General features: G+C 67.8%; 29 protein-coding genes and 1 pseudogene. 17 read left to right on the forward strand and 13 right to left on the reverse strand.

Features of this window, described 5'->3' with window-relative positions; genetic code table 11:
• Window positions 1-9 precede the first annotated feature (9 nt).
• From ACFYPN_RS16260 to ACFYPN_RS16290, 7 genes are all read left to right on the forward strand, one after another.
• Window positions 10-399, forward strand: a complete 390-nt coding sequence (locus tag ACFYPN_RS16260; protein ID WP_389298755.1) for a hypothetical protein — start codon at window positions 10-12, stop codon at window positions 397-399.
• A gap of 11 nt (window positions 400-410) precedes the next feature.
• Window positions 411-6236: a peptidoglycan DD-metalloendopeptidase family protein gene (locus ACFYPN_RS16265; protein ID WP_389298756.1), complete on the forward strand. Its 5826-nt coding sequence runs from the start codon at window positions 411-413 to the stop codon at window positions 6234-6236.
• A 1-nt stretch (window position 6237) separates the two neighbouring features.
• Window positions 6238-7179, forward strand: coding sequence for a phage distal tail protein (locus ACFYPN_RS16270; protein ID WP_389298758.1), 942 nt, complete (start codon window positions 6238-6240; stop codon window positions 7177-7179).
• Window positions 7180-7192: 13 nt separating this feature from the next.
• On the forward strand, window positions 7193-8365 hold the full coding sequence (locus tag ACFYPN_RS16275) for a siphovirus ReqiPepy6 Gp37-like family protein (protein WP_389298760.1): 1173 nt from the start codon (window positions 7193-7195) through the stop codon (window positions 8363-8365).
• Window positions 8365-9378 (forward strand): hypothetical protein, encoded by a 1014-nt coding sequence (locus ACFYPN_RS16280; RefSeq protein ID WP_389298762.1) that lies wholly within the window; start codon window positions 8365-8367, stop codon window positions 9376-9378. Before ACFYPN_RS16275 ends, ACFYPN_RS16280 begins: the two co-directional genes overlap by 1 nt.
• A gap of 19 nt (window positions 9379-9397) precedes the next feature.
• Complete coding sequence (locus tag ACFYPN_RS16285) at window positions 9398-11176, forward strand: glycerophosphodiester phosphodiesterase (protein ID WP_389298763.1); 1779 nt, start codon at window positions 9398-9400, stop codon at window positions 11174-11176.
• 80 nt (window positions 11177-11256) lie between these two features.
• Window positions 11257-11457, forward strand: a complete 201-nt coding sequence (locus ACFYPN_RS16290) for a hypothetical protein (protein WP_389298765.1) — start codon at window positions 11257-11259, stop codon at window positions 11455-11457.
• Between the two features lie 112 nt (window positions 11458-11569).
• Here ACFYPN_RS16290 and ACFYPN_RS16295 read toward each other — a convergent pair whose 3' ends face one another.
• The 7 genes and pseudogenes from ACFYPN_RS16295 to ACFYPN_RS16325 all read right to left on the reverse strand — a co-directional run bounded on the left by ACFYPN_RS16295 (window position 11570) and on the right by ACFYPN_RS16325 (window position 14072).
• Window positions 11570-11950, reverse strand: a complete 381-nt coding sequence (locus tag ACFYPN_RS16295) for a hypothetical protein (protein WP_389298767.1) — start codon at window positions 11948-11950, stop codon at window positions 11570-11572.
• Window positions 11947-12252 (reverse strand): hypothetical protein, encoded by a 306-nt coding sequence (locus ACFYPN_RS16300; protein ID WP_389298769.1) that lies wholly within the window; start codon window positions 12250-12252, stop codon window positions 11947-11949. The genes ACFYPN_RS16295 and ACFYPN_RS16300 overlap by 4 nt, the downstream gene beginning before the upstream one ends.
• Window positions 12249-12815 carry a hypothetical protein gene (locus tag ACFYPN_RS16305; RefSeq protein ID WP_389298770.1) on the reverse strand — a complete coding sequence of 189 codons (567 nt, stop codon included), beginning with the start codon at window positions 12813-12815 and terminating at the stop codon, window positions 12249-12251. The genes ACFYPN_RS16300 and ACFYPN_RS16305 overlap by 4 nt, the downstream gene beginning before the upstream one ends.
• A 106-nt stretch (window positions 12816-12921) precedes the next feature.
• Window positions 12922-13062, reverse strand: coding sequence for a hypothetical protein (locus ACFYPN_RS16310; RefSeq protein WP_389298772.1), 141 nt, complete (start codon window positions 13060-13062; stop codon window positions 12922-12924).
• Window positions 13055-13189 (reverse strand): hypothetical protein, encoded by a 135-nt coding sequence (locus tag ACFYPN_RS16315; protein WP_389299010.1) that lies wholly within the window; start codon window positions 13187-13189, stop codon window positions 13055-13057. The genes ACFYPN_RS16310 and ACFYPN_RS16315 overlap by 8 nt, the downstream gene beginning before the upstream one ends.
• 468 nt (window positions 13190-13657) lie before the next feature.
• Window positions 13658-13795 (reverse strand): annotated as a pseudogene (locus ACFYPN_RS16320) (DUF6085 family protein); the annotation flags it as partial.
• Window positions 13779-14072: a hypothetical protein gene (locus ACFYPN_RS16325; protein ID WP_389298774.1), complete on the reverse strand. Its 294-nt coding sequence runs from the start codon at window positions 14070-14072 to the stop codon at window positions 13779-13781. The gene ACFYPN_RS16325 and the pseudogene ACFYPN_RS16320, both read right to left, overlap by 17 nt.
• 187 nt (window positions 14073-14259) lie before the next feature.
• Here ACFYPN_RS16325 and ACFYPN_RS16330 point away from each other — a divergent pair, with 187 nt between their 5' ends.
• Genes ACFYPN_RS16330 through ACFYPN_RS16345 form a run of 4 tightly spaced genes read left to right on the forward strand, consistent with a single transcriptional unit; the run spans window position 14260 to window position 16260 of the window.
• Window positions 14260-15072, forward strand: a complete 813-nt coding sequence (locus ACFYPN_RS16330) for a peptidoglycan-binding protein (RefSeq protein WP_389298776.1) — start codon at window positions 14260-14262, stop codon at window positions 15070-15072.
• Window positions 15073-15098: 26 nt separating this feature from the next.
• Window positions 15099-15470, forward strand: coding sequence for a hypothetical protein (locus ACFYPN_RS16335; RefSeq protein WP_389298778.1), 372 nt, complete (start codon window positions 15099-15101; stop codon window positions 15468-15470).
• Window positions 15471-15896: a hypothetical protein gene (locus ACFYPN_RS16340; RefSeq protein WP_389298779.1), complete on the forward strand. Its 426-nt coding sequence runs from the start codon at window positions 15471-15473 to the stop codon at window positions 15894-15896.
• A gap of 4 nt (window positions 15897-15900) precedes the next feature.
• Window positions 15901-16260 carry a hypothetical protein gene (locus ACFYPN_RS16345; RefSeq protein WP_389298781.1) on the forward strand — a complete coding sequence of 120 codons (360 nt, stop codon included), beginning with the start codon at window positions 15901-15903 and terminating at the stop codon, window positions 16258-16260.
• Between the two features lie 65 nt (window positions 16261-16325).
• Here the strand turns inward: ACFYPN_RS16345 and ACFYPN_RS16350 are convergent, their stop codons facing one another.
• From ACFYPN_RS16350 to ACFYPN_RS16365, 4 genes are all read right to left on the reverse strand, one after another.
• On the reverse strand, window positions 16326-16961 hold the full coding sequence (locus tag ACFYPN_RS16350) for a hypothetical protein (RefSeq protein ID WP_389298783.1): 636 nt from the start codon (window positions 16959-16961) through the stop codon (window positions 16326-16328).
• Window positions 16962-17071: 110 nt separating this feature from the next.
• Window positions 17072-17710 carry a hypothetical protein gene (locus ACFYPN_RS16355; RefSeq protein ID WP_389298785.1) on the reverse strand — a complete coding sequence of 213 codons (639 nt, stop codon included), beginning with the start codon at window positions 17708-17710 and terminating at the stop codon, window positions 17072-17074.
• A 92-nt stretch (window positions 17711-17802) separates the two neighbouring features.
• Window positions 17803-18393 carry a hypothetical protein gene (locus ACFYPN_RS16360; protein ID WP_389298787.1) on the reverse strand — a complete coding sequence of 197 codons (591 nt, stop codon included), beginning with the start codon at window positions 18391-18393 and terminating at the stop codon, window positions 17803-17805.
• Between the two features lie 187 nt (window positions 18394-18580).
• A complete protein-coding gene (locus ACFYPN_RS16365; RefSeq protein ID WP_389298788.1) occupies window positions 18581-18742 on the reverse strand; it encodes a hypothetical protein in 162 nt (53 codons plus the stop codon).
• Between the two features lie 184 nt (window positions 18743-18926).
• On the opposite strand from ACFYPN_RS16365, the gene ACFYPN_RS16370 reads away from it, so the two are divergent.
• Window positions 18927-19553 carry a recombinase family protein gene (locus ACFYPN_RS16370; RefSeq protein WP_389298790.1) on the forward strand — a complete coding sequence of 209 codons (627 nt, stop codon included), beginning with the start codon at window positions 18927-18929 and terminating at the stop codon, window positions 19551-19553.
• Window positions 19554-19848: 295 nt separating this feature from the next.
• On the opposite strand, the gene ACFYPN_RS16375 is transcribed toward ACFYPN_RS16370, so the two are convergent.
• A complete protein-coding gene (locus ACFYPN_RS16375; protein WP_389298792.1) occupies window positions 19849-20058 on the reverse strand; it encodes a hypothetical protein in 210 nt (69 codons plus the stop codon).
• A gap of 41 nt (window positions 20059-20099) precedes the next feature.
• Entirely contained in the window at window positions 20100-20444 is a 345-nt protein-coding gene (locus ACFYPN_RS16380) for a DUF6233 domain-containing protein (RefSeq protein ID WP_389298794.1), read from the reverse strand.
• A 94-nt stretch (window positions 20445-20538) separates the two neighbouring features.
• Between ACFYPN_RS16380 and ACFYPN_RS16385 the strand changes: the two genes are divergently transcribed.
• The 5 genes from ACFYPN_RS16385 to ACFYPN_RS16405 are packed head-to-tail and all read left to right on the forward strand — an operon-like array spanning window position 20539 to window position 21695.
• On the forward strand, window positions 20539-20709 hold the full coding sequence (locus ACFYPN_RS16385; protein WP_389298796.1) for a hypothetical protein: 171 nt from the start codon (window positions 20539-20541) through the stop codon (window positions 20707-20709).
• Complete coding sequence (locus ACFYPN_RS16390) at window positions 20706-21002, forward strand: hypothetical protein (protein ID WP_389298798.1); 297 nt, start codon at window positions 20706-20708, stop codon at window positions 21000-21002. Before ACFYPN_RS16385 ends, ACFYPN_RS16390 begins: the two co-directional genes overlap by 4 nt.
• Window positions 21003-21004: 2 nt before the next feature.
• The gene (locus ACFYPN_RS16395; protein ID WP_389298800.1) at window positions 21005-21238 is read left to right on the forward strand and encodes a hypothetical protein; all 234 of its coding nucleotides are present in this window, start codon (window positions 21005-21007) and stop codon (window positions 21236-21238) included.
• Window positions 21239-21249: 11 nt separating this feature from the next.
• Entirely contained in the window at window positions 21250-21510 is a 261-nt protein-coding gene (locus ACFYPN_RS16400) for a hypothetical protein (protein WP_389298802.1), read from the forward strand.
• An 11-nt stretch (window positions 21511-21521) separates the two neighbouring features.
• Window positions 21522-21695 carry a hypothetical protein gene (locus ACFYPN_RS16405; RefSeq protein ID WP_389298804.1) on the forward strand — a complete coding sequence of 58 codons (174 nt, stop codon included), beginning with the start codon at window positions 21522-21524 and terminating at the stop codon, window positions 21693-21695.
• The last annotated feature ends 24 nt before the right edge of the window (window positions 21696-21719 follow it).

The raw sequence follows: 21719 nt of genomic DNA on the forward strand, positions 1-21719 counted from the left end.
TTCTGGGCCATGTCCTGGGGCGACGGCTCGATGAACTGGGCTGAGCTCCGAGACCTGATCGAGCACCTTCCCGAGGACTCCGCGACGAAAGCAGCGCTCGCCGGGGACGAAGAGGGGCGCCGCTGGACCCAGGACACCTATGCAGCCGCCGCCACGTACAACGCAGTCCTGCTGCTGATCCGCGTCATGTGGGCCGCCCACCTCAAGGGCAGCCCACCGGACATGGCGACCATCGACCCGCCCCGCCTGGCAGTTGATGCCGCCGCCGAGGAGCAGGCGGCAGCGATCACCGCGTACCACGAGAGGGTCCTCGATTCCTTCTCGCCAGGCAGGAACCCGGACAGCGACGCGATCGACGTCTGGAACGCACGAATCCGAGAGCTCCAAGCGCACCAGTAGGGGAGGGCAGCATGGCCGAGCCGACACTCGTCGGATCCACCCGGGTCTCGGTGATCCCGGACCTGACACGGTTCGGCTCGGAACTCCGCGAGAGACTCCCCAAGGCGGTCAGGCCCGCTGCTGAGCGGGCCGGTGACGTCATCGGCGACACCATCACCCGCAAGTTGAATGCAGCGGTTGCGAAGATGCACCCCCGCATCAAGGTTGGTGTCGACCTTGACGACGTCATGGCCAAGGCGGGGCTCCGGGATCTCACCAGGGCCCGCACGGTGAAGGTCAAGGCGGATGTCGACGACACCGCCGCGACGGCCGCGCTGCGCCGGCTCACCGCGGACCGGACGGTCAAGGTCACCGCCGAGCTCGACGACAAGGCCGCCACGGCCGGCCTGACCCGCCTGACTCGTGACCGGGTGGTGAAGTTCCGGGTTGACGTCGACGACAGTGCGGCGTCGACGAAGCTTTCGGCGTTCGGCCGGTCCGTGGCCGTCGATGTTCTGCCGAAGGTGCAGGACGCCGCCTACCGGCAAGCGCAGCGGCAGCTGGACCGGTTGACCGCCGACCGGGTTGTCAACATTCGGGCGTCGGTGGACACGCGCGTCGCGGCGAACGAGATCCAGAACCTGATCCGCCGGCGCACGGTGCGCGTCGGGGTCGACGTCGATACCCGGGTCGCAGCGAACGACTTGGCAAATCTCACCCGCAGGCGCACGGTCGGGGTCACCGCCCAAGCGGACACCGCCGCTGCGAACACGGCGCTGCGGTTCCTCACCCGTGACCGCACCGCGAACGTCCGTATCCGCGCGACGGGCTTGGCCGCGCTCACCGGGACTCTCGGGCGCCTCGGGTCCGGCGGTGGCGGCGCGAGTGGCGGCCTGGGGCTGCTGTCCAGCCGCTTCGTGATGCTGGGTGGGGCAGCCCTCGCCGCCCTCCCGCAGGTTGCCTCCCTGGGGTCGGCGTTGGTCCAGCTGGGGCCGCTCGCCGCTCTCGCCGCACCGGCCGTACTGACCCTCGGTGCAGCGTTCGGCGCCATCAAGGTCGGCCTGTCGGGTGTTGGTGACGCGATCAAGGCGGCGTTCGCCGACACGTCCGCCGAGGCGAAAGCCGCAGCCACGGCGACACGGCAGGTGGAGTCCGCCCAACGCGGGCTGCAGAACGCCCAGCGCGGTGTCGCTGACGCCGAACGGAACCTGTCGCAAGCACAGCGCGCTGCACGACAAGCGCAGGCCGAACTGTCCGTTGCCCGCCGCCAGGCCGCCCGCGACCTGGAGGACATGAACCACCAGCTCCGACAGGGGGCACTGGACCAGAAGCAAGCGGCCCTGGACGTACAGCAGGCCGAACTCGACCTGCAGGCCACCCGCACCGATCCGACGGCCACGCAGCTACAGATCCAGCAGGCCCAACTCGCCCTGGATCAAGCCAAGGCATCCGCCGAGGAGCAGTCCCGGCAGCAGAAGCGCCTCCAGGTCGACACCGCCGCCGCGAACAAGGCCGGGGTCGCCGGATCTGATGCCGTGGTGCAGGCCCAGGAGCGCATCCGGGCCGCTAACGAGCAGGTCGCCGATCAGCAGCGCAACCTCGCCGACGCCCACCGGGCTGTTGCTGATGCGGCGCGGGCCGTCGCGGACGCCCAGGCGAACGCGGCGGCGCAGACGTCGAAACTGGATCAGGCGATGGCGAAGCTTTCGCCGAACGCCCGCGGTTTCGTGAACATCCTGCGGGACCTCGCACCGGCCTGGGATGCCCTCAAGCTCGATGTACAGGACCGGCTGTTCGCCGGGATCGGTGACCGGCTGCGGCAGGTGGCGGGAAGTGCCCTCCCCGCGGTCCGTTCAGGCCTTGCCGGTACTGCCGGGGCTTTGAACGTCATGGGGAAGAACGCCCTCACCGCCGTGGAAAACCTAGCGAAGACCGGGCAGCTCAAGGACACCTTCGACGTCATCCGCAACGGCCTCGGCAACCTGACCCGCATCCCCGGCCAGATCGTCACCGGCCTCTCCCAGCTCACCGTGGCGGCCGGGCCCGCCTGGGACCGGATCACCGCTGGTGCCGGGTCCGCGATCGACCGGGTCATGGGCAAACTCGCCAAGGGCCTGGAGTCCGGGGCGCTCACCGATGCCATCAACACTGCGCTGGACGTGGCCATCCAGTTCGGGCACGTCCTCGGTGACCTGTTCGGCGTCCTGAAGAACATCATGGGCGCAGCAGCCGAAGCGGGCGGCGACTTCTTCGGCGTCGTCGGTGCGGCCCTCGCCGAACTCCGCCGGATCACCGCCCTGCCGGAAGTGCAGGCGGCCCTCAAGTCGATCTTTGCGGCGGTTCAGTCGGTCGCGTCTCTCCTCGCCGGCGCCCTTGGTGCGGCGATCCAGGCGGTACTGCCGGTCCTCGCGGCCCTCGCCCCCGTGGTAACGCAGATGGCCAAACTCCTTGGCCCCGCCATCGCGGACCTCTTCAAGACGCTCGGAGAGGCGTTGCTCCCGGTCGCGAAAGCCCTGGGGCCGGTCCTCCTCGTTGTGACCACGGCAGTCATCGCACTGGTGAAGGCGGTCTCGCCGCTGCTGCCGGTCCTCGGGAACCTGATCGCCGACCTGCTGCCGCTCCTCACCCCGGTGTTCGACACGCTGATCCTCGTCTTCAACGAGCTAGCCCCAGTGATCGCGCAGATCGCGGGGATGCTCGGCCCGGTCCTGCGCCCCATCATCGAGGGGCTCAGTGCCGTCATCAACGAACTGGCCACGCAGTATGCAGTGGCGTTCAAGCAGGTGCTCCAGCAACTGCTGCCGATCATCCCGATGCTGCTGCCGCCGCTGATGCAGCTCGGGAAATCCATTGGCGACATTCTGGTCGCCTTGGCTCCGCTGCTGCCGCAACTCGCGCTCCTGGGAACCGAGTTCTTCGTCCAGTTGCTGCCCGCGATCATGCCGTTGCTGCCGCCGCTGATCCAGCTCACCATGTTGCTGACGCAGTTCGCCACCTGGGTGATCCTGCGCGTCGTCATCCCGGCGATGGACCTGTTCATCCAGTCGATGCGGGACCTCCGCAAGGACATTCAGCCCGGCATCGACGCCGTGAAGTGGCTGACGGAAAAGATCGCCGCCGGGTTCGCGTGGCTGTACGACGTCCTCCTCGGGCACAGCATCATCCCCGACATTGTGAACGGCGCCATCCACTGGTTCACCAGTCTTCGCGACGGTGCGCTCCGCATCTTCAACTGGATCAACACCAAGATCGCCGGGTCGTGGAAGTCTCTCTGGGGCACCGTCCAGACGATCGCCTCCGTCGCCTGGGGGCAGGTACGCAAGGGGTTCGACAGCTTCGCCGACGGCCTGACGTCCGCGTTCGACACCCTGAAGAAGGGCATCGGGCAAGTCTGGAACGGGCTAAAAGACCTGGTCAAAGCCCCTGTCCGATTCTGGATCGAGACGGTGTACAACGGCGGAATCCGGAAGGTCTGGAACGCCACGGCCGCCAAGATCCCCGGCGTCGCGGACATGAAGGCCATGGCGCTCCCGAAGGGATTCGCGCGAGGCGGGATCAATGATCATGGCCGAGCGCGCGGGGGTGTTCTTGCTGGCTTCTCCCGCTGGTGGCAGGGCGACGATCAGCTCGTGCCGATGCGGCGCGGCGAGGGTGTCTATGTATCCGAAGCGATGCGCGACCCCTACGAGCGGGCCCGGCTCCACGCGGTGAACCAGGCGGCGATGCGGGGGCGTTCCCTCCGCCAGTTCCGCGGCTTCGCCGAGGGCGGCATCTTCGACGGCATCACCGGAGCCGTCAGCAGCGTCCTCCACAAGGGCGCCGACATCGCCCGCGGTGGCCTCGCCGACCTCGCCCAAGCAGCATTCAAGCCGATCAAGACCGGCATCACGAAGAACCTGGGCTCGAACAAGAACACCTTCCCGGGCATGATCGGCGCCGCTCCGATCGGGTTCATCGAGAAGGCCATCGACTACATCCGCGGCAAAGACATTGTCGAGGGGACCGGGCAGTGGCTAAAGCCGGTCAACGTCCCCTACGGCACGCCGTTCGGGCAGGCGGGGCTCATGTGGTCGTCGGGCCGGCACACTGGCCTGGACTTTCCCGCCCGGACCGGGACGCCGATCCACGCGGTCGACTCCGGCATGGTCCGCCAGGCCGTCAATGGCGGCCCCTACGGCAAGCACATCGAGATCAACCACGGTGGCGGCCTGTCGTCGCTGTACGCCCACATGTCGGCGATGGTTGCGAAAGCCACCGAGGGTGTCACCCGCGGCCAGGTCATCGGCAAGGTGGGTGCCACCGGCAACGCCACCGGCCCGCACCTTCACCTCGAAGCGCGCGTCAACGGGCGGGCAGTCGACCCGATGCGCTACCTCGAAGGCGGGACCGGAGGCGACGCTGGTACGGGTGTCGAGCGGTTCCGCGGTGTCGTGACACAGGCCCTTGGTCAGGTAGGCCAGTCCCTCAGTCTCGTCAACACCACGCTGCGCCGCATGAACCAGGAGTCCGGCGGTAACCCCAACGCTGTCAACCGCAGCGACGTCAACTGGATCAACCGCACGCCGTCCGTCGGGCTGATGCAGGTCATCAAGCCGACGTTCGAGGCGTTCGCGGGCAAGTACCTCAAAACTGGGCCGAAACTGTACGGGGTCTCGGTCGACCCGATGGCGAACATCTACGCCTCTATGAAGTACGCCCTGTCCCGGTACGGGTCGCTGTCCGCGGCGTACAACCGGATCGGTGGGTACGCGACCGGCGGCATCGTCGGCGGCGGGGTGCAGGTCTTCACAGGCCTCCGGCGCGCGGCTGGCTACGCGACGGGCGGCGTCATCCGAGTCGGCGGCCGATCCATCGACACCGGGCCCATCAAGGCGAGCGTCGGCGGCGACTTCCTCAAGCAACTCTCCGGCACCGCATCCGCGATCAACACCGCCATGTCGCAGGTCGCAACTGCGGTGCGGAATGCGTTCAAGGGCGTCAAGACCACCCTCGATGACAAGCTGATCAAGGCACTCAAGGCGCAGTCCGCACAGCTCCAGTCCCTGTCGAAGCAGCGAGACGGCCTCCTCGCGAAGATCGCCGACGCGAAGACGTTCGCGACAGAGACCGCCACCAACGCCAGCGGTTTTGCCGCCCTCACGAGCCTCCCGGACAGTGGCCTCCCGTTCGGTGCGGACGGCATCCTCAGCGGCCTCAAGGTCCGCCTCGGCCAGCTCACGGCGTTCTCCGCGAACCTCGCCACTCTGGGGAAGCGCGGACTGTCGAAGGATCTCATCAGTCAGCTCATCCAGGCTGGCCCCGAGCAGGGCGCACCGTATGCGGCGGCCCTCGTCAAGGCCACTGACGCCCAGCTGAAAAGCATCAACGCGACGCAGGCGGCGATCGGGAAGGCGACCACGTCCTACGGGCAGTCCGCCGCGAACGCCATGTACGACGCGGGCTCGATGGCGGGCAAGGGGTTCCTCACCGGCCTCCAGGCCCAGGAGTCGGCCATCGTCAAGGCGATGACGGACCTAGCGAAAAAGGTCCAGTCCACGATCAAAAAAGAACTCCAGATCAAGTCGCCCTCAAGGGTCCTGCACACGCTCGGCAGGTACACCGGCCTCGGCTACGCGGGCGGTGTCCGCGACACGATCCCGCAGGCCGCACAGGCTGCCGCCGCCATGGCCAACACCGTCCGCTCCACCGCCGCAGCCACCGTCGCCCGCACCGAGGTCAACACGACGAACACCCAGGGCGGGGACCGCCACCTGCACTACAACGCCCGAGTGACCGAGGTCGCCCCCCGCCGCAGCATCCTCGACGCCCTCGCCACGGACGAAATGCTCTACCGAACCGCCGTAGTGGGGGTCAACTGACATGCCGATCCTCGTCACACCCACGGTCACCCCGACTGATCCGCCCGCCCCGTGGGAATGGCCGCAGCGGCTCGTCGAAATGCCGAAGGTCAGCTTCACGGACCCGGCGGGCGCCGTGACGATGCTGACCGACTGGGAAAACGGGTGGCTCCTCCAGCCCGGCGCCAAGGGTTTGGACATGCCGTCCTACGCGATGACCCAGGACGAGTCGCCCGGCATCGACGGCTACGAAGTGCGGCAGGTTCGCGCGCAGGGAAAGACGATCACCCTGCCTGTGGCGTTCTGGGCGCAGGACAGCCGGGCCGCCTACCTCGCCCGGCGGCGCACCCTCATCCGCTCCCTCAACCCGAAACGCGGCGCTGGCACCCTCACTCTGACCCAGCCCGACGGGTCCTCGCGCAGCATCAACGTCCTCTACACCGACGGCATGGAAGGCGACGAGTCCCTCGACGCCGCCGGTGCCCGTTGGTGTATCACCGCGCTGGTGTTCGCCGCCCCCTCCCCGTACTGGACCGGGGGAGAGGTCGCCACAGAGTGGAGGAACGGCACGGGCGGCGACTTCTACCCGTTCCTGCCGCTCACCGTCGGCGACTCCCAGGTGCTCGGCTCGGTCACCGTCGACAACGACGGTGACGACGACGCCTACCCGATCTGGACCATCCAGGGCCCGGCAACCAGCGCCACCCTCACCAACACCACCACCGGCCAGTCCCTCGTCCTCACCCGCACTCTCACCGGCACGGACACCGTCGTCATCGACACCCGCGAACGCCGCCAGACCGCGCTCCTCAACGGGGTCACGAACCTGTGGCCCAACCTCTCCGACGACTCCACCCTGTGGCCGCTGGAGCCCGACCGGAACGACCTCACGCTGACCGTCGCCGGGTCGACCTCGACTACCAGCGTCCGCATGACCTACCAGCCCCGCTACCTCGCCGCCTGAGAGGAGGAGACCCATGGACGACACCGCACTCCGCGTCTACGTGCGCAACCCTGCGCTTCAGCGCGTCGGACAGGTCGACGACTACACGTCCCTGACCATCGTGCCCCGGTACAACGCGATCGGCGCGTACACGATGGAGCTCAGCGCCGACTCCGACAAGGCCGAGCTCCTCGTCGAGGGCAACGGGCTCATCATCCGAACGGCAGCAGGTGACCTCGTCGACTCCGGGCCGATCCGCACGGTCGACTGGTCCCGCTCCGACTCCGACGGCGGCACGGGCAAACTGACCGTCGGCGGTGTCAGCGACACGGTAGTCCTCGCTCAGTACACCTGCTGGCCCAACCCGGCCGCCGCGATTGGGGCACAGGCCGACACCGTCTACAAGATCAGTGCGGTGAAGACCGAGACTGCGATGCGGGCACTCGTCAACGCGAACGCTGGCCCCGGCGCTCCAACAGGCCGCCGTAACCCGCTGCTCACCCTCGCGGCGGATGGTGCCCGCGGGCTGGCCGTGACCCGGCAGGTCAACCAGTTCGACGGCCTACTCGCAGTCCTGCAAGACCTCGCCTCCGCAGCCGGACTCGGATTCCGTGTGGTCCAGGTCGGAGCAGGGCTGCAATTCCAGGTGTACGCACCGACCGACAGATCTGGGACCGCCCGGTTCAGCTTCGGGTTGGGGAACCTTCTGGACGCCTCGTACACGACCACCCCGCCGACCTGTACCCGCGCTCTCGTCGTGGCCGGCGGGCAGTCGTCACCGCGTCAGTGCAAGACCTACGACCGGGTCGATCCCCTGTTCCCTGCGCAGGTCATCGAGCAGTTCGTCGACCTCACCTCGGTCGACACCGCCTCCGTGGACCTGACCGCACAGATGGACCAGGCCGCCGAGGAGGCGCTCACCGCGGGGGCCGGGCAGGGCTCGTTGACGATCAGCCCCATCGACATTCCGCTCCTCCGGTACGGCCGCGACTACCAGGTAGGCGACACCGTGTCCGCACAGGTCCGCGACTCGTGGATGACCGACGTCGTCCGCGAGGTCACCCTCACCTGTACCGCCGCGGACGGCACCACCGTGAAAGCCGCCGTCGGCTCCGACGACGGCAACAACACAGTCGCCCGCATCTACCAGTACCTGGCCCGAGTCAAGCGCGACGTGGGCAGGCTCAAGACGAGGAAGGCCGCCTGATGGCAGAATTCAGCGCGCCGTTCGACGGCAGCCCCATCGCCACCCAGTCCCAATGGTCCCGCATGGCCCGCCGATGGGGCCTGGACGGCGTCCACGGCGACGGCCCCACCAGCACCGCCCTGAAGGTCACCGGCAATGGCACCGGCAACGTCAGCCTGGCCATCGGCGAAGCGTTCGTGAACGGGTTCTACTACAGCAACGACACGGTCAAGAGCGTCCCCGTCACCGCGAACGCCGGCTCTGTCGCCCGTATCGACATGGTCGTGCTGCGCGCGAGCATGAGCAGCAAAACCGTTCGCGTCGTCTACCGGACCGGTGGGACCAGCGCCCCCACCCTCGCCTCCGACGAAACCGGCGACTACGAGATCCCGCTGGCACAGTGCACCGTGGCCGCCGGATCATCCGTGGTCACCACCACCAACGTGCTGGACCGCCGGTGGTTCACAGGCCGGGGGGTCGCCCCCTCGGTGCCGGGCGCACGCCGACCCAGCGCCCGAGGGCAACTCCTCGTCGAGGGAACCGGCCTCTTCATGGGCGACGGGGCCGACTGGAAATGGCTGGCCACCGGTGGAGTAGAGGAGGGCACGTACACGCCCGTCTGGACGTGCGGGGCCAACACCGTCAACTGGGGCTCCAACTCCCTCAACGCCGGCCGCTACCAGGTCATGGGGCGGCGCGTCGACCTCACCATCGAGCTGGCCCCCACAGGCAACCCGCCGGGCTACGACGATCCGCTCCAGGTCACGCTGCCGCCCGGATACCCGTGCACCACCGCCAACCACAGCCTGTTCATTTGGCACCTGAACTCCGGCAACGGCGAGGGATCGGCCCAGGGCAACGCTCTGACGTTCCCCACGGACTCCACATCCCGGATCGCCCGCATCCGCTACCCGGTCCAGAACGGCAGCACCATCGCCGCCATCCCGAACTCCCAGAACGTCTCCACGAACACGCCGTACAACATCCGCAGCGGCGACGAATTCACCCTCACTGGCACCTACTGGACCGCCTGAACGGCACGGAAGGACCCCCATGCGCCACCTCTTCGGCGGCTCCACCAGCGACTACGCCATGGAACGAGTCGGGAACCAGCTCCTGCTCCGCCCTGGGGCGACCGGCACGGTCTGGGACGCAGTCACGGGCGGCACCCAACTCACCGACCTGCTCGACATCAACGGCAGCGCCATAGCGTCTGTCGTCGCAGCCATCGACGGGGCGGTCGCGTTCTACGGCCCCGACGGAGCGACCGCGTGCTTCGTGGACTTCGGGTACGGGCGCCGGTACGCCATGGTCCCCGCCGACGTCGTCGCTTCCTTCGCCGGCCAGTTGGACGGGCTGGTGGCAGCAGCGGCCGACGACGCGACAGCGAAGGCGGCGGCAGCCCAGGGTGCCGCAGTGACAGCCTCCGCGTCTGCCGCCGCAGCCCTGTACCTGCCGTCCGCGATCCAGACGGTCGACACCTACTTCGCGGGGGCGACGGCACTGGCCCCGCGCTTCTTCGCACACAGGGGCGGCGGCATGGTGCGGCCCGAGCACACAATGGCCGGGTACCGTGCGTCGTCGGCTCAGGGGTACCCACTAGAGGTGTCCGTCAACGTCGATGCCAGCGGTGAACTGTGGTGCATTCACGACGCCGCCATGGATCGCACCACGAACCGGACCGGGAACGTCAACACGTTCACCACCGAGGAGATCAGCCAGCAGGTGCTGACCGTCAGCAAGCCCTTGCTGGGCGCCGGCTGGGCGGAGCAGCCGTTGGTACCGCTTCGGCAGGTGCTGGACGAGTTCCTCGGGGCAACGATCATCTTGCTGGAGGCTAAGGGCAACGACGCCGTCGTCCCGCTCCAGAACTTGCTCGACACGTACTACCCGCACGCCCCGCGCAGCGTGGTCTGGAAGGCGCACATCGGGACCGCATCACTGCCGTGGGCCAAGTCGCGCGGCTACCGGACGTGGGTGTACCTCGACACTGGCACCACTGACGCCACCATGGACGGCAAGGACTCCATGGTCGACTACTGGGGTGTCCAGACGACGTTCACCGACTTGCGCGTCCAGCAGGTCGTGGCGCGCGGCAAGCCGGTCTTCGCGTGGCCCGTCTACAGGCGCTCCCAGGTTGCCCGGCTGACCGGCTTCGGTGTCGTCGGCATCATGTCGTCGGACCCCCGCTACGTGTCGACGGCGCTCCCGCAGCGCACCGCCTCCCGCTGGGACCTCCAGGTGAAGGAGTCTGGGGGCACCCCGACGATCGACTACGACCCCACCTACGCCCTCCAGTTCGCCCCGCCTCCGGACGTCGGCTGGGTCAGTATCGCCGCCGTACCGAACCAGTCCTACGGCCTGGGTACCTATGCGCCGGTGCAGGCTGGTGCGGGCGGGTACCGGATCACGTTCGACATGAAATACAAGGTGCTCCCTGCCGATGCGACGCTCCATGGCGGGTTCTATTTCGGCAAGGTCAGCGACGACGCCTACCGGTTCGCCAACAGCAACGCGTCGGGCGGCTACCACATGGTGCTGCGCGGCAACGGTCAGATGCAGCTGTACCGGCACACCGCCGGGTCGACGAGCGGCACGCAGATTGGTTCCACGATCGCCACCACGGCGCCCGTTGCCGACACTGCCATGTCGTTCCAGATCAACGTCACCCCGACGACGGTCGAGGTGAAGCGCACGGACGGGGCTGGCTGGACAACGGGGGCGGTCGCGGACACGACGTACCGGGGCGGTTACCTGGGCCTGTCGAACGGCTCGGTCACGGATGTGACGACGCGCCCGTACTTTCGGAACTTCGTCATCACGCAGCTCTGATGCCGGCGTTGGTGGAGCCGGGGTCGCCGGTCGGGGCCGTGTCGGCGCTTGTGGATGCGGCCCCGGGTTACCTGGTGGAGGTGTCCGTCCCGTATGGGACGGACACGGCGGGGACGCCGCCGGGTGGCGCGGTGGCGGGCTGGGTGCTGGTCGCCGACGAGACCGCGCCGGGCGGGGCACGGGTGGAGCCGGTGTTCCTCGCGGGAGGCCGGGCGTGGACGCCGGATCAGTACCGGGGCGCCTACGGGCAGGGGTTCACCATGGCTGTCGTGCGCGGCTGAGGCAAGCAGAAAGCCACCGCCTCGACTTTCCAGGAGGGGGCGGTGGCTCTTCTGTCTGATCACGACTCCGAGCTGGCGGAGCCGACGGCGCCAAGTCTACGCGTCTACGGCACTATTGGCGGCTTCGGACGGTGAGGGTGCCGTCGTCGCCGATCTCGATGACCGAACCGTGAACGATGGTCCTCCCGTCGGCGGCTACAAAGAAGACGTCCATCAGCGGCTCGGTGGGCGTCACCTTGCCAGCGAGCGGGCATGGTTGGACGGGTTCACCCCAGGGCGTCTGGTGACCCTCGTCGCGGGCCTGCGCGCATAGTCCCAGCTCTTCGGTACTTGAAGCGAAGGACGGCGCCCAGTCCGGTTCGCCAGGATTGCGGGCAACGATCCAGTCCGGGCCGACGGCTTCGACGCGCACGCAGTGGTAGTGGTCGCGTCCGAACGCCCCGTGGGCGAATCCGTGGATGACGTCGCCGACCGCGAGCGGCCGGGCGGTCACGACGCCTCCCCCGTCACTTCGGCGGGCGGTTCGACAAGGCATGGCGTGGCGCGCTTCTCCGTGAGGGGTTCACCTTCGCCGTTGGGGTCGACCTGGATGTGGCCGTCAACGTTGCGGACAAAGTCGCGGTAGTGGATGGTGCGCTCGCCGGGCGGCCCCGTGACCGTAATGCCCATGCGGGGGATCTGGGGCTCGATGTTGTTCGCCCGCAGCCACTTCCTGACGAGCCCATGCAGGGGGCCATCCCAAAAGGGCGAGTCGTCCGGCGGGGCGGGCACCGTGGTTGCGGTGGGATCACTCACGACGCCTCCAAGTTGTCGAGCGCGCGCAGCGTCGCGCAAGGATGGGTGACCTCGTAGTCCGGGTAGTCATTCGCCGAGCAGTGAACGCAGGCTCCGGATGGACTCCGCTCATGCAGGACGCGGACGCGCCCCGTCGCCGCTTCGTGAACCCCCTGGACGTAGGGCGCGATCTTGCCCTCGGCATCGATGATCCCGGCGCCACGCATCCGGGCAACGAAGTTGCCGAGTTCTCGGGCCGAGGCTTCCGCGATCTCGACTCGCGTGCGGAGTTCCAACTCGCTACGGCCGAGACCGTCGACGTACTCGCGCACCTTGTGCTCGTCAATCGCCTGCTCCACGATGCCGAGCAAGTACTGGGCGTCGTTGATGCCGCGCTTGTAGCAGCGCTCGGCCATGAAGCGCAGCAGTTGCAGCGCGGCAGCTGGGACCATCGGTGGCCCATCGGCGGCCCGGCTGTGTTCGGCTTCCTGGAGAGCGGCGTCGATGAGCTCGTCCGCCCGCTCCTCGGTCATGTACAGGTGGTTGCGCACCATCTCCTGGCGTAGCTCGTCGCGGGCGGTCATGATGCCTCCGGGTTGTTGAGTGCGCGCAGGGTGCCGCACTGGTCATGGGCGACGGGCGAGTTGTCGGTGCTGCCCTGCCCGTCGTAGGCGGAGCAATCGGAGCAGATCATCCGGCCCCGGTGATGGCCTTGGTGAGCTCGAATGCCTGCTGCTCGGTGAACCCGGCCTGTATGTAGGTCTCGTACACCTCGTGGAGTTGTGCAGCTTGCTGGGCGAGTTCGGTCATGGGGTCGGTCGGCTCAGGCATCCGAACTCTCCTCGGCGGTCTGACGGTAGGTGTCGAGGAGCCCGGCGTCGTCGAGTGCCCCGAGAGCGGCCCGTGCGGCGGTGTCCGGGTAGCTGGTGCCGATCAGCGGGTCAGGTACGTGCGCCATGGACTGGCCACGGGACACCCACATCGCCACCCGCACCAAACGATCGAACGCCTCCAGTGGGACCGGGACGGCGGTAGAGGAGACAACGGCGACGTCCACTTGGATGCGTGCCGTCCCGACAACGGGCGGCTCGGTTGCGTCTGGCGCGAGGGCGTAGTCGTCGCGGTTCAGGCCCTTGGCGAGAGCCTCCGGTATCCGGTGGCCGAGAGCGGCGAGGACGTCTCCCGCGCAACAGGGGGCGCGCGAGTCCTCCTCCAGCGGCTGCCCTGGGGCCTTGGGAGTAGGCGGTAGGAGCGACGAGAAGGCTGCACGGAAGGGCTGGGCTTGGCCTTCCGCGACGTGCGCAAGCCACGCGGCACCACCCGCGAGTTGGGCTTCTTTGGAGGACGGCTCATCGGCTTCGAGGGCCCGGAGAATCAAGCGCGTGCCAAAGTCGCCTCGGAAGAGCTGGAGAACCCCCTCCTCCTCGCCGTGCAGCAGCTGGTCAGCGGCATCCGGCGCGGCGCAGTCGATGCGCGAGCAGGTGACATGCCCACCCTCGCCGAGAAACAGGCTGGCACCATCGCAGGCCGGGCAACGGCCCTGAACGTCAGGCACTGAGACCACCCGCCTCGCCGACCCGATTGTCCAGCCCCTGCCGCAGCTCGTCGAGAGTCTCGTCGGAGACGCTGAAGAAGCAGCCGCAAGGGTTGGCGACCCAGTACAGATCGAGCGTGTACGGCCGCTCGAAGCTGTCGCCGCTGACAACGTCCAAGCCGCAGGTGGGGCACTTCCCGATCGCGCTTTCGGTGGGGGCGAAGCCGTGATCAACACTCTCGGCGGCGACGGCGAGGGGGAGTAGCTCTGCGGCGGTGATGGGGCGGGGCTCATGGCTGTTGCTCATGGCGATCTCCCGTGCGGGTGGGTGCGGGTTGGGGCGGCTGGCCCAGACCCGCACGGCCAGGCCAGCCGCAGGGGTGCCCGGTGAAGCGGACGACCCACGGGCAGCATAGCCCCAACCCCTGGGATTCGTAGGCATAATCGAACTTAGAGCTTATGATTCAAAGGTCAATCAGCTGTCGGGAGAACGCATGAAGCTCGTCACCCGCTCAGAACTCGGCTGGCCCACGTCGGCCGCCCCCACCCAAACCAGCACCAAAGGCGTGAAGGTCCACTACGAAGGCACCGAGGTCAGCACCAAGCTGCTCACCGACCACGCCGAATGCATCGCCGAGTGGAAGGCGATACGCAAGTCCCACCTCGCCAACACCGCCGAGGGCTACTCCGACGTCGCGTACAACTACGCAGCCTGCCCCCACGGCTACCTCCTCGAAGGACGCGGCATCGGAAAGCGAACCGGCGCCAACGGCAACCAGCCGCTGAACATCGCCCACTACGCAATCGTCGGACTCATCGGCTCATCCGGCCTGACCGAGCCGACCGACGCCATGCTCGGCGCCATCCGCGACGGCATCGACCTCCTGCGCCAGCACGGAGCCGGGACCGAGATCAAGGGCCACCGCGACGGATACGCCACCGCATGCCCCGGAGGCCCGCTGTACACCTGGGTCCAGAAGGGCGCCCCCCGGCCGGCGTCCACCATCCCCGCCGCGACGACCCCGGCGAAGCCGGTCAAGTACGAGCCGTACCCCGGCGCCTCGTACTTCCTGAACGGCACCCGCCCCGCCCTCGGCAAGTCCAGCCCCATCTTCACCGCCATGGGCAAACGCCTCATCGCCCGAGGCTTCGGCCGCTACTACACCGTCGGCCCCGGACCCAAGCTGGGCAAGGCCGACGTCGACGCCTACCAGGCCTACCAGCGATCCCTCGGCTACACCGGGAGCGCCGCCACCTGGCCGCCCGGCAAAACCACCTGGGACAAGCTCCAAGTCCCCAACACCTGAACCCCACCAGCAGAAACGAGACCCCCGTGAGAACCTTTGGCCGCGAGCCCGTCGTACTCCTCAACACCCTGGCCGCAGTCCTCGGCCTCGTCGTATCCCTCGGCATCACAAGCCTCACCGCCGAGACCGCAGGCGCGATCGTCGGCGTCGCCACCGCCATCCTCGGCGCCATCGCCGCAGCGATGACCCGGCCCATCGCCCCCCAGGCGTTCACCGCCGTCGTAGCCGCGGGCGCCGTGCTCGTCGCCACTTTCGGCTACGACGTGTCGCAGGAGACCATCGGCGCCATCAACATGCTCATCCTCACCGCCCTCACCCTCCTGACCCGCGTCCAGGTCTCCCCGGTCCCGGCCATCCCGCTGACGCCGACCAAGTCCTCCACGCTCGAAGGCGTGTAGATGCCACGCCGCGTAGCCCGACGGGTAGCCCGAACCCTCGGCCGCCGAGGCGCCTTCCTCGGATCCTTCGGCGCACTCTGGACCCTCTACGGGTTCGGGCAACTCGTCGAGCCCTTGCCGGACACCCGCGGCATCCGGCTCCTGCTACAGCACGGCGTACCCCTCGACGCTTGGGCCCTCGGCTGGATCGTCTGCGGACTCACCGCGATGCTCTCGGCCGCCCTACCAGAGGGCCGCGACTGGGTCGGATTCCCGGCCCTCCTGCTCATCGTTGTCCCCTGGATGCTCGCCTACTTTGTGTCCTGGTGGCCCCTCGGGGACAACGCAAGGGGGTGGGTCACGGCACTGATCTGGGCGGTAGCCACAGTGCCGGTAATCGTGGTGGCCGGGTGGAGAGAACCCCCGCGCCCCAAGAAACTGGAGTGAGTCCATGAGCGTCGAAACGTGGACCGCAGTGTCCAGCGGGGTGGTGGGGGTGGCATCGGCGGCAGCCGCTGTGTGGAGCGGCAGAGCAGCACGGCGTACCCGGCGGGACCAGCGGCGTGACGACTTCACCGTCGTCACCGACGCCATGCGCAAGGAGATGGACCGGCAAGGCCGACGGATTGACGAGCTGGAGCAGAGTTCTGACCGCCAGGATTTGCGTCTGGAGGGCGCTGGGGTCGCCATCACCTACCTGATCGACCGGGTGCGAGGGCTGACCACATGGGTGCGGTCCTCTGGACTGGAGCCGCCGGCGGCCAAGCCGATCCCGGACCAGGCCCGCGAGTTCATCAACCAAGACGTGTGACCTCAGGCGCGGAGTCGCGCACGGGTGCGGGGCTCGGCCGGGGCGTCGGCGAAGCCCCGCGCTCCCTACCTGATCGTTCCGGTGAACTCGGGGAACACGTCGATCCCGTCGTCGCTCGTCCGCTGCACCGTGACCACCACGTCCCGCCCGTACCGCGTCTCCAGGGCGTTGTCATCGGTCTTCACCGCGGACACCCCCGGGGCCAGTCGGCCCTCCAGCGGGGCGCTGCCCCTCTCGAACGCCGAGCTGAACGACTGGCCGCCGTTCGTCGCCCCGTCGACCATGATGGTGATGTCGCTCAGATCGACGGGCGCCTTGCTCTTGTTGTCGAGCCGCAACCGCACCCGGAACTCGGTGCTTTTCGGGTCGGGCTCCTCGTACTCGCTCCAGTCGGAGAACACCGTCGCGTCCAGCACGGTGACCTCCAATCCGTCCGGCCACGCGTAGGGCTTCCCGAACGCCAGGTTCGCGCTTGGGCCCCCGTCGCCCCCAGTTCCGTCGGCGTCCTCCGAGCAGGACTTCATCCAGTCCGCCTGGCTCAGCGACGTGTCCGAGCAGTCGACCTCCGCAGCCGGCGTGCTCGCGGCGACAGTCGCCTCCTTCGACGCGGTCGGCGAGCTGGCCGTGTCCGACTTACCCCCGCAGCCGGCCAGTGCGACGACGAGGAATAGGGCCGCGGCAACGGCAGTACGAGAACGCATGCTTCCCCCAAGTGGTCATGAAGCGCTGACCGTAACCGCGTCCACAGCGACGAGGGACTGGCAGTCTCCAGTGGTGACGGACTTGTGACCAAGGCTCGGGGGAGCGGCGGCTAGTGAAGCGACGGAACGGGCGGCGGCACCTCAACGGTGTAGGGCACCACCCATGGCTCGAACCCCTCCTTGCGGCAGCGGATCACGAGCTTCACCGGCTTGTCCTCCCACTGCCTCGTCCACCGCTCTTCCCGATCTGGACCCTCTTGCCAGTAAGGGGGCCTGGTGCGCTCCACGGAGAACGGCCGACCTCGGCCTACGGTCAGCGAGATAGGAGTAACGGTTCGCCCGGTGACGTCCGCGCCGTCGGCTCCGGCGGCAAAGCGGAACGGCCCCCACACCTGGGCGTCAAGGTCTTCCTGCGGAGGGCTTGCGGCAAATCGATCGGTTCGCTCCAGGTCGTCACTGTTGGCGATGGAGAGCTCGATCCGGTCGAGATGCTGGAGGCCGAGCGGACGCAGGAGCTGAACGTCCAATCCGGCCCGACCGCCCTGTTCCTCGCCGAGCGTCACTTCGAAGACGGGAGTCAGGTCGGAGTGCCACCGTGCACGCTCGATGCGAGCAACATCCTCTGCGGTGTCAGCGGACCTCTTGGCCTCTTGCGCCGAACGGGCAGCGGACCGCCAGGCCCCAAGTGCGATGACAGCGCTCGCGCCGGTCGTTGAGTAGGTGGCGACGTCGCCCCAGTGGATGGTCATGCGCCGGGACTGTAGTGGTGGCCACTCGCAATGCGCCATCGCGCCTGCGCCCCGCTCTCATTCGAGAGCGGGGCGCTTCGTCGTGCACTGGGTCAGACGAGCTGACGGGCCCGCTTTTCGGCGCGGGCGACGAGGGCTCGCGCCTCCTCGGAGAGGTACTCAACGCTGTGGGTGTGCAGTGCGGCGAGAAGGGTGGTTGCCTGGCTGCTGGTGTCCCGGATGCTGATGGCCTCGCTAAGCTTGTTCTGGTCCTCGGCGGACATGCCGTGACTGCGGACGAGTTCGAAGAGGGCGCGGTCGAGGAGGGCGCGGTCTTTCTGGTCCTGCGTCCACTTCCGCACGGTCATGCGGTCGATCCCGGCCTGCTGAGCGAACCCGGCCTCGGTGGCGTCTCCGTTGCCGATGCGGGTGACGGCGACCTGCCGGAGGGCAACGAGCGCCTTGTGTTCGGCAAGGCGGGCGGCGGTGCGTTCGGCGGCGAGTTCTGCTACGAGGTCTTCCGGGGCCTCGATCATGAGGCGGTAGGCAGCGGTGAAGGCGGCCTCGCGGTCGTCGCGGTCGTCCTCGTCGGGGTACTGCTCCTCAATCTCGTCAGCGATGCGGAGGAGTTCGTCGGCCTGGTCGTTGTCGAGGTTGTGGTCGTCGCCGAGCCAGGCTTCGAGCTCGTGGCGCTGCATGCCCATGATGGTCCCTCCTGAAGCGCCCTTCGCTTCATCTGTAGACCACTCTACAGACGTCCTGTAGACCTGTCTACAGGTGTGGAGTCTGAAGTCTTTCGTCGTGGTGCCGAGTTGCTGTAACGACCCTCGATAACATGCCGTATGGCGGGCTCTGCTCCTCTCGGAGCGGGGCCCGTTATCGTGTCCGCGATCAGTGCTCGACGCAGAAGCAGAACGAGCCGTGGCACGTGTAGCAGCGCGGGCGTCCGACACAACGGCACGACTGCGAGCAGTGCACGGGCTCGGTGTGCTCCCTCACTGTCGTCTCGTCCGACTCGTCGTACTCGCGGCGGCAGGTGGTGCATGTGGTCATGACGTGAGTCTGCCAGGACGGGTGTCACCCACAGGACCCCTTCATCAAACGGTCGATCGCTGAATCTGAATGCGATCATGAACCGGCTTGCGTTCCCCGAGGGTGAATCGTTCAGAAACCCGTTCATCTACTTCAGTCGTTCAGCTACTCTGGCAAGACGTTTGCTGAATGAAGGAGGAGTCGCATGGCCCTAGTTGGCCTCGTCCGGGTGAGCACCGACAAGCAGAACACCGAGCGACAGCATGACGCGCTCGACCCGATCTGCATCAAGGTCTTCGAAGAGAAAATCAGTGGCAAGCTTCAGACCGAGGAGCGCCCCGCGCTGATGGACGCCATTGAGTATCTGCGCGAAGGCGACATGCTCTGCGTCCAGGAAGTCGACCGGCTCGGGAGGAACCTCCTCGAAGGGCTGATCGTCCTCAACGACCTCTTCGAGCGGGGGATCGCCGTCAAGGTCCTCGAAGGCATCGCGTCGGGAGAGCACAAGGAACGCTCCCTGATCCTTGACCTGGCCCTGGCCCTGGCAGAGGATCGCCGGCGCGACATTGTCAAGAAGACGAAGAACGGCCTCGACGCCGCTCGCAAGCGAGGCCGCATCGGGGGACGGCGACCGGTGATGACCGAGGCCCTAGTCGTTCAGGCGGTCGCTCTGCGCGAGAAGGGCTACAGCCTCAAGCAGATCCAGCCCCACCTGCGCATCACCGAGGGCTCGAACAAAGGGAAGAACCCCAGCGTCGGCGCCATCTCGCAGGCGCTGCGCGCGCATGACGAGGAGCAGGTCGAACCGGCATCAGCCTTGGTGAGCTCGTGACTACGGACGCGGGCGCCAGTCGAGTCCATACGCCCGAGGAGAGGCACGTCTCTCTGGTGGTCGGGCGCAACATCCGAAGGCTGCGACGAGCACGCAGGATGAGTTCGACCGCGCTCTCGCAAGCCCTACGAGAGCGCGGCATCAGACTGCAAGACACCCAGATCAGGCGCATGGAAACTGGGTCGATCCATGGGCAGTCGTCGCCCGCCGTAACCGTCGACCACCTCGTTGCGCTGGCGTGGGTATTGGACGTCTCAACGACTGATCTCCTGACGCCGTTTGAGCCCTGACGCAGTTAAGCCGCTTCGTACCGGTGCGCCCGTCCTCCCCGCCACTCAACCCACTGCGGGTTGTCGAGCAGCTGCTCGGCGTCGGGTAGCCCGGCCCGACGCAGGAACTCGATCACGTCAACGTCCCCCATGGCGAGCCCTGCGATCTGCCCCCGGATGGTGACTCGCCGGCCGCCGGTGGGGGAGGGCCGGTGGATGATGATCGGCGCGCTCATGGTTCCAGGGTGCGCCGGTCGTCCGGTTGCCGCAGGTGGGGTCACGGCGCCTGGTGGAGTTCCTGCTCGGGTCGGCAGACGTCGCATGGCTGGACCCCGGCTCGCAGCTCGGCAATCGCCTGTTCCCGGCTGATGGGTTCCATGCGCCCGGCGTAGGCCCAGCAGTCGCCTCGGTGGATTTCGGTGACGGGTGCGCCGCGCCCTTGCCGGGTGATGCCCCAGTCGGGGGTGGGCGGCGGTTCGACGGTCCTCTCGACGGCGGGCTGCCGTGCCGGTGCCGTCTCCCGCTCTGCTGCCGCGATGGCTTTGTCGATGTGGTCGAGCTGGAGGGCGATCCAGGTGCGGAGGGTGTGGAGGCGGGGCAGGTCGGGCGGCAGGTCGTACATGCGTTCGAGTCTACGGCTGAGTGCCGCGTGCTGCGACTGGCGTATCTTTTCTAGTTCATCTTGATTGACAACCAAGAATAGCTATCTTGGTCACATGGCAAAAGCCGAGAACCTGACCCGCACTGACGCGCTGCGCGAAGCAATCGAAGCGGCGCGCGGGGAGTACCTGCACGACGACACGGCCACCCCCGAGGACGAGGCATACAACCAGGGCGTGTCCGACGCCATCGCCGCGATTGGTGCACTGCTGGAGGGCGAGAAGTGAGCGACCGCCTCCTCCCGACCGGCCTGTGCTGGTGCGGGTGCGGTACCGAAACCGGCATCGGCAGCTTCTTCGCCCGGGGGCACGACAAGATCGCCGAAGCGGCGCTCATCAGGGCCGAGTACGGGGGTACCGTCCCCCGCTTCCTCGCTGCCCACGGTTACGGCCCTGAGAAGTCCGTCACCGACGCGGCGGTGCAGCAGGGCTGGATCCGCTGCACCGTTCCCGGCTGCACGCACACCGGCACCGAGACCAGCGTCCGCAACCACGAGTCCAAGCCCCACAAGGAGAAGTGACCATGCTCGCCATCTCTGAGCGCGTGCCCGGCTACGGCCGCACGCCGGACCAGCTCATCTGGCACAAGCCGGTGGGCCCCGTCGTTGAGGAGTTCCAGCCCATCGCGTGCAGCGAGGAAGGGATCGTCTTCCCGTGGCCGAAGCGGGAGGTGCCGCTGCGTCTCGACAAGCCGGACGAGTCCTGGTGCGCCGACTGCCTACTCCTGATCCGCAGCAAGTCCACCACCGAGCAGTGAGGGCCACGACCATGGCGCAGGTAACCGCCCGCGAAGCCCTGACCTACTCACTCAAGCGGGAGCAGGACCAGTTCGCCGAGGAGGCCGAGCGCCTGGCCAAGCAGGCCGCGTACATCGCCGCGAACCCGCCCGCCGACGGCCGGACGGTCTCCGGCGACCTGACCCGCCTCATCACCGAGGCCACCTTCCTCCTGAAGCGCGCCGTCACCATCGAAGCCGGCCTCGAAGCCGTCGGGCTGATGGGCGCGGAAGTCGCCACCAGCGAGCAGTGAGGCCGTCGACCATGGCCACGTACCGCGTGTACGGCACCACCGAGGGTTCCCCGCGCGACACGGACTGGGACCTGATCGTCGAGACCTGCGACCCCGTCGCTGCCACGAGGGCTGTCCACGAGACCGACGGGACCTTCTGGCGGCGGCTTACCGAGGACGGGCAGGTCGTCCTCGACCGAGTCTGACCCGCACAGCATGGTGCCCTCCGG

This window comes from Streptomyces sp. NPDC005576 (assembly GCF_042871745.1).
In the GTDB taxonomy this organism is placed as follows: Bacteria; Actinomycetota; Actinomycetes; order Streptomycetales; family Streptomycetaceae; genus Streptomyces.

Bases quoted from the DNA above. Each gene is read 5' to 3' on its own strand.
- ACFYPN_RS16280 (WP_389298762.1), top strand. From the start codon at position 8,365: ATGGCAGAATTCAGCGCGCCGTTCGACGGCAGCCCCATCGCCACCCAG.
- ACFYPN_RS16285 (WP_389298763.1), top strand. From the start codon at position 9,398: ATGCGCCACCTCTTCGGCGGCTCCACCAGCGACTACGCCATGGAACGA.
- ACFYPN_RS16330 (WP_389298776.1), top strand. From the start codon at position 14,260: ATGAAGCTCGTCACCCGCTCAGAACTCGGCTGGCCCACGTCGGCCGCC.
- ACFYPN_RS16370 (WP_389298790.1), top strand. From the start codon at position 18,927: ATGGCCCTAGTTGGCCTCGTCCGGGTGAGCACCGACAAGCAGAACACC.
- ACFYPN_RS16365 (WP_389298788.1), bottom strand. From the start codon at position 18,742: ATGACCACATGCACCACCTGCCGCCGCGAGTACGACGAGTCGGACGAG.
- ACFYPN_RS16405 (WP_389298804.1), top strand. From the start codon at position 21,522: ATGGCCACGTACCGCGTGTACGGCACCACCGAGGGTTCCCCGCGCGAC.
- ACFYPN_RS16310 (WP_389298772.1), bottom strand. From the start codon at position 13,062: ATGCCTGAGCCGACCGACCCCATGACCGAACTCGCCCAGCAAGCTGCA.
- ACFYPN_RS16380 (WP_389298794.1), bottom strand. From the start codon at position 20,444: ATGTACGACCTGCCGCCCGACCTGCCCCGCCTCCACACCCTCCGCACC.
- ACFYPN_RS16340 (WP_389298779.1), top strand. From the start codon at position 15,471: ATGCCACGCCGCGTAGCCCGACGGGTAGCCCGAACCCTCGGCCGCCGA.
- ACFYPN_RS16395 (WP_389298800.1), top strand. From the start codon at position 21,005: ATGCTCGCCATCTCTGAGCGCGTGCCCGGCTACGGCCGCACGCCGGAC.
- ACFYPN_RS16275 (WP_389298760.1), top strand. From the start codon at position 7,193: ATGGACGACACCGCACTCCGCGTCTACGTGCGCAACCCTGCGCTTCAG.
- ACFYPN_RS16260 (WP_389298755.1), top strand. From the start codon at position 10: ATGTCCTGGGGCGACGGCTCGATGAACTGGGCTGAGCTCCGAGACCTG.
- ACFYPN_RS16350 (WP_389298783.1), bottom strand. From the start codon at position 16,961: ATGCGTTCTCGTACTGCCGTTGCCGCGGCCCTATTCCTCGTCGTCGCA.
- ACFYPN_RS16360 (WP_389298787.1), bottom strand. From the start codon at position 18,393: ATGGGCATGCAGCGCCACGAGCTCGAAGCCTGGCTCGGCGACGACCAC.
- ACFYPN_RS16305 (WP_389298770.1), bottom strand. From the start codon at position 12,815: ATGACCGCCCGCGACGAGCTACGCCAGGAGATGGTGCGCAACCACCTG.
- ACFYPN_RS16270 (WP_389298758.1), top strand. From the start codon at position 6,238: ATGCCGATCCTCGTCACACCCACGGTCACCCCGACTGATCCGCCCGCC.
- ACFYPN_RS16345 (WP_389298781.1), top strand. From the start codon at position 15,901: ATGAGCGTCGAAACGTGGACCGCAGTGTCCAGCGGGGTGGTGGGGGTG.
- ACFYPN_RS16385 (WP_389298796.1), top strand. From the start codon at position 20,539: ATGGCAAAAGCCGAGAACCTGACCCGCACTGACGCGCTGCGCGAAGCA.
- ACFYPN_RS16355 (WP_389298785.1), bottom strand. From the start codon at position 17,710: ATGACCATCCACTGGGGCGACGTCGCCACCTACTCAACGACCGGCGCG.
- ACFYPN_RS16315 (WP_389299010.1), bottom strand. From the start codon at position 13,189: ATGGCGCACGTACCTGACCCGCTGATCGGCACCAGCTACCCGGACACC.
- ACFYPN_RS16400 (WP_389298802.1), top strand. From the start codon at position 21,250: ATGGCGCAGGTAACCGCCCGCGAAGCCCTGACCTACTCACTCAAGCGG.
- ACFYPN_RS16265 (WP_389298756.1), top strand. From the start codon at position 411: ATGGCCGAGCCGACACTCGTCGGATCCACCCGGGTCTCGGTGATCCCG.
- ACFYPN_RS16325 (WP_389298774.1), bottom strand. From the start codon at position 14,072: ATGAGCAACAGCCATGAGCCCCGCCCCATCACCGCCGCAGAGCTACTC.
- ACFYPN_RS16375 (WP_389298792.1), bottom strand. From the start codon at position 20,058: ATGAGCGCGCCGATCATCATCCACCGGCCCTCCCCCACCGGCGGCCGG.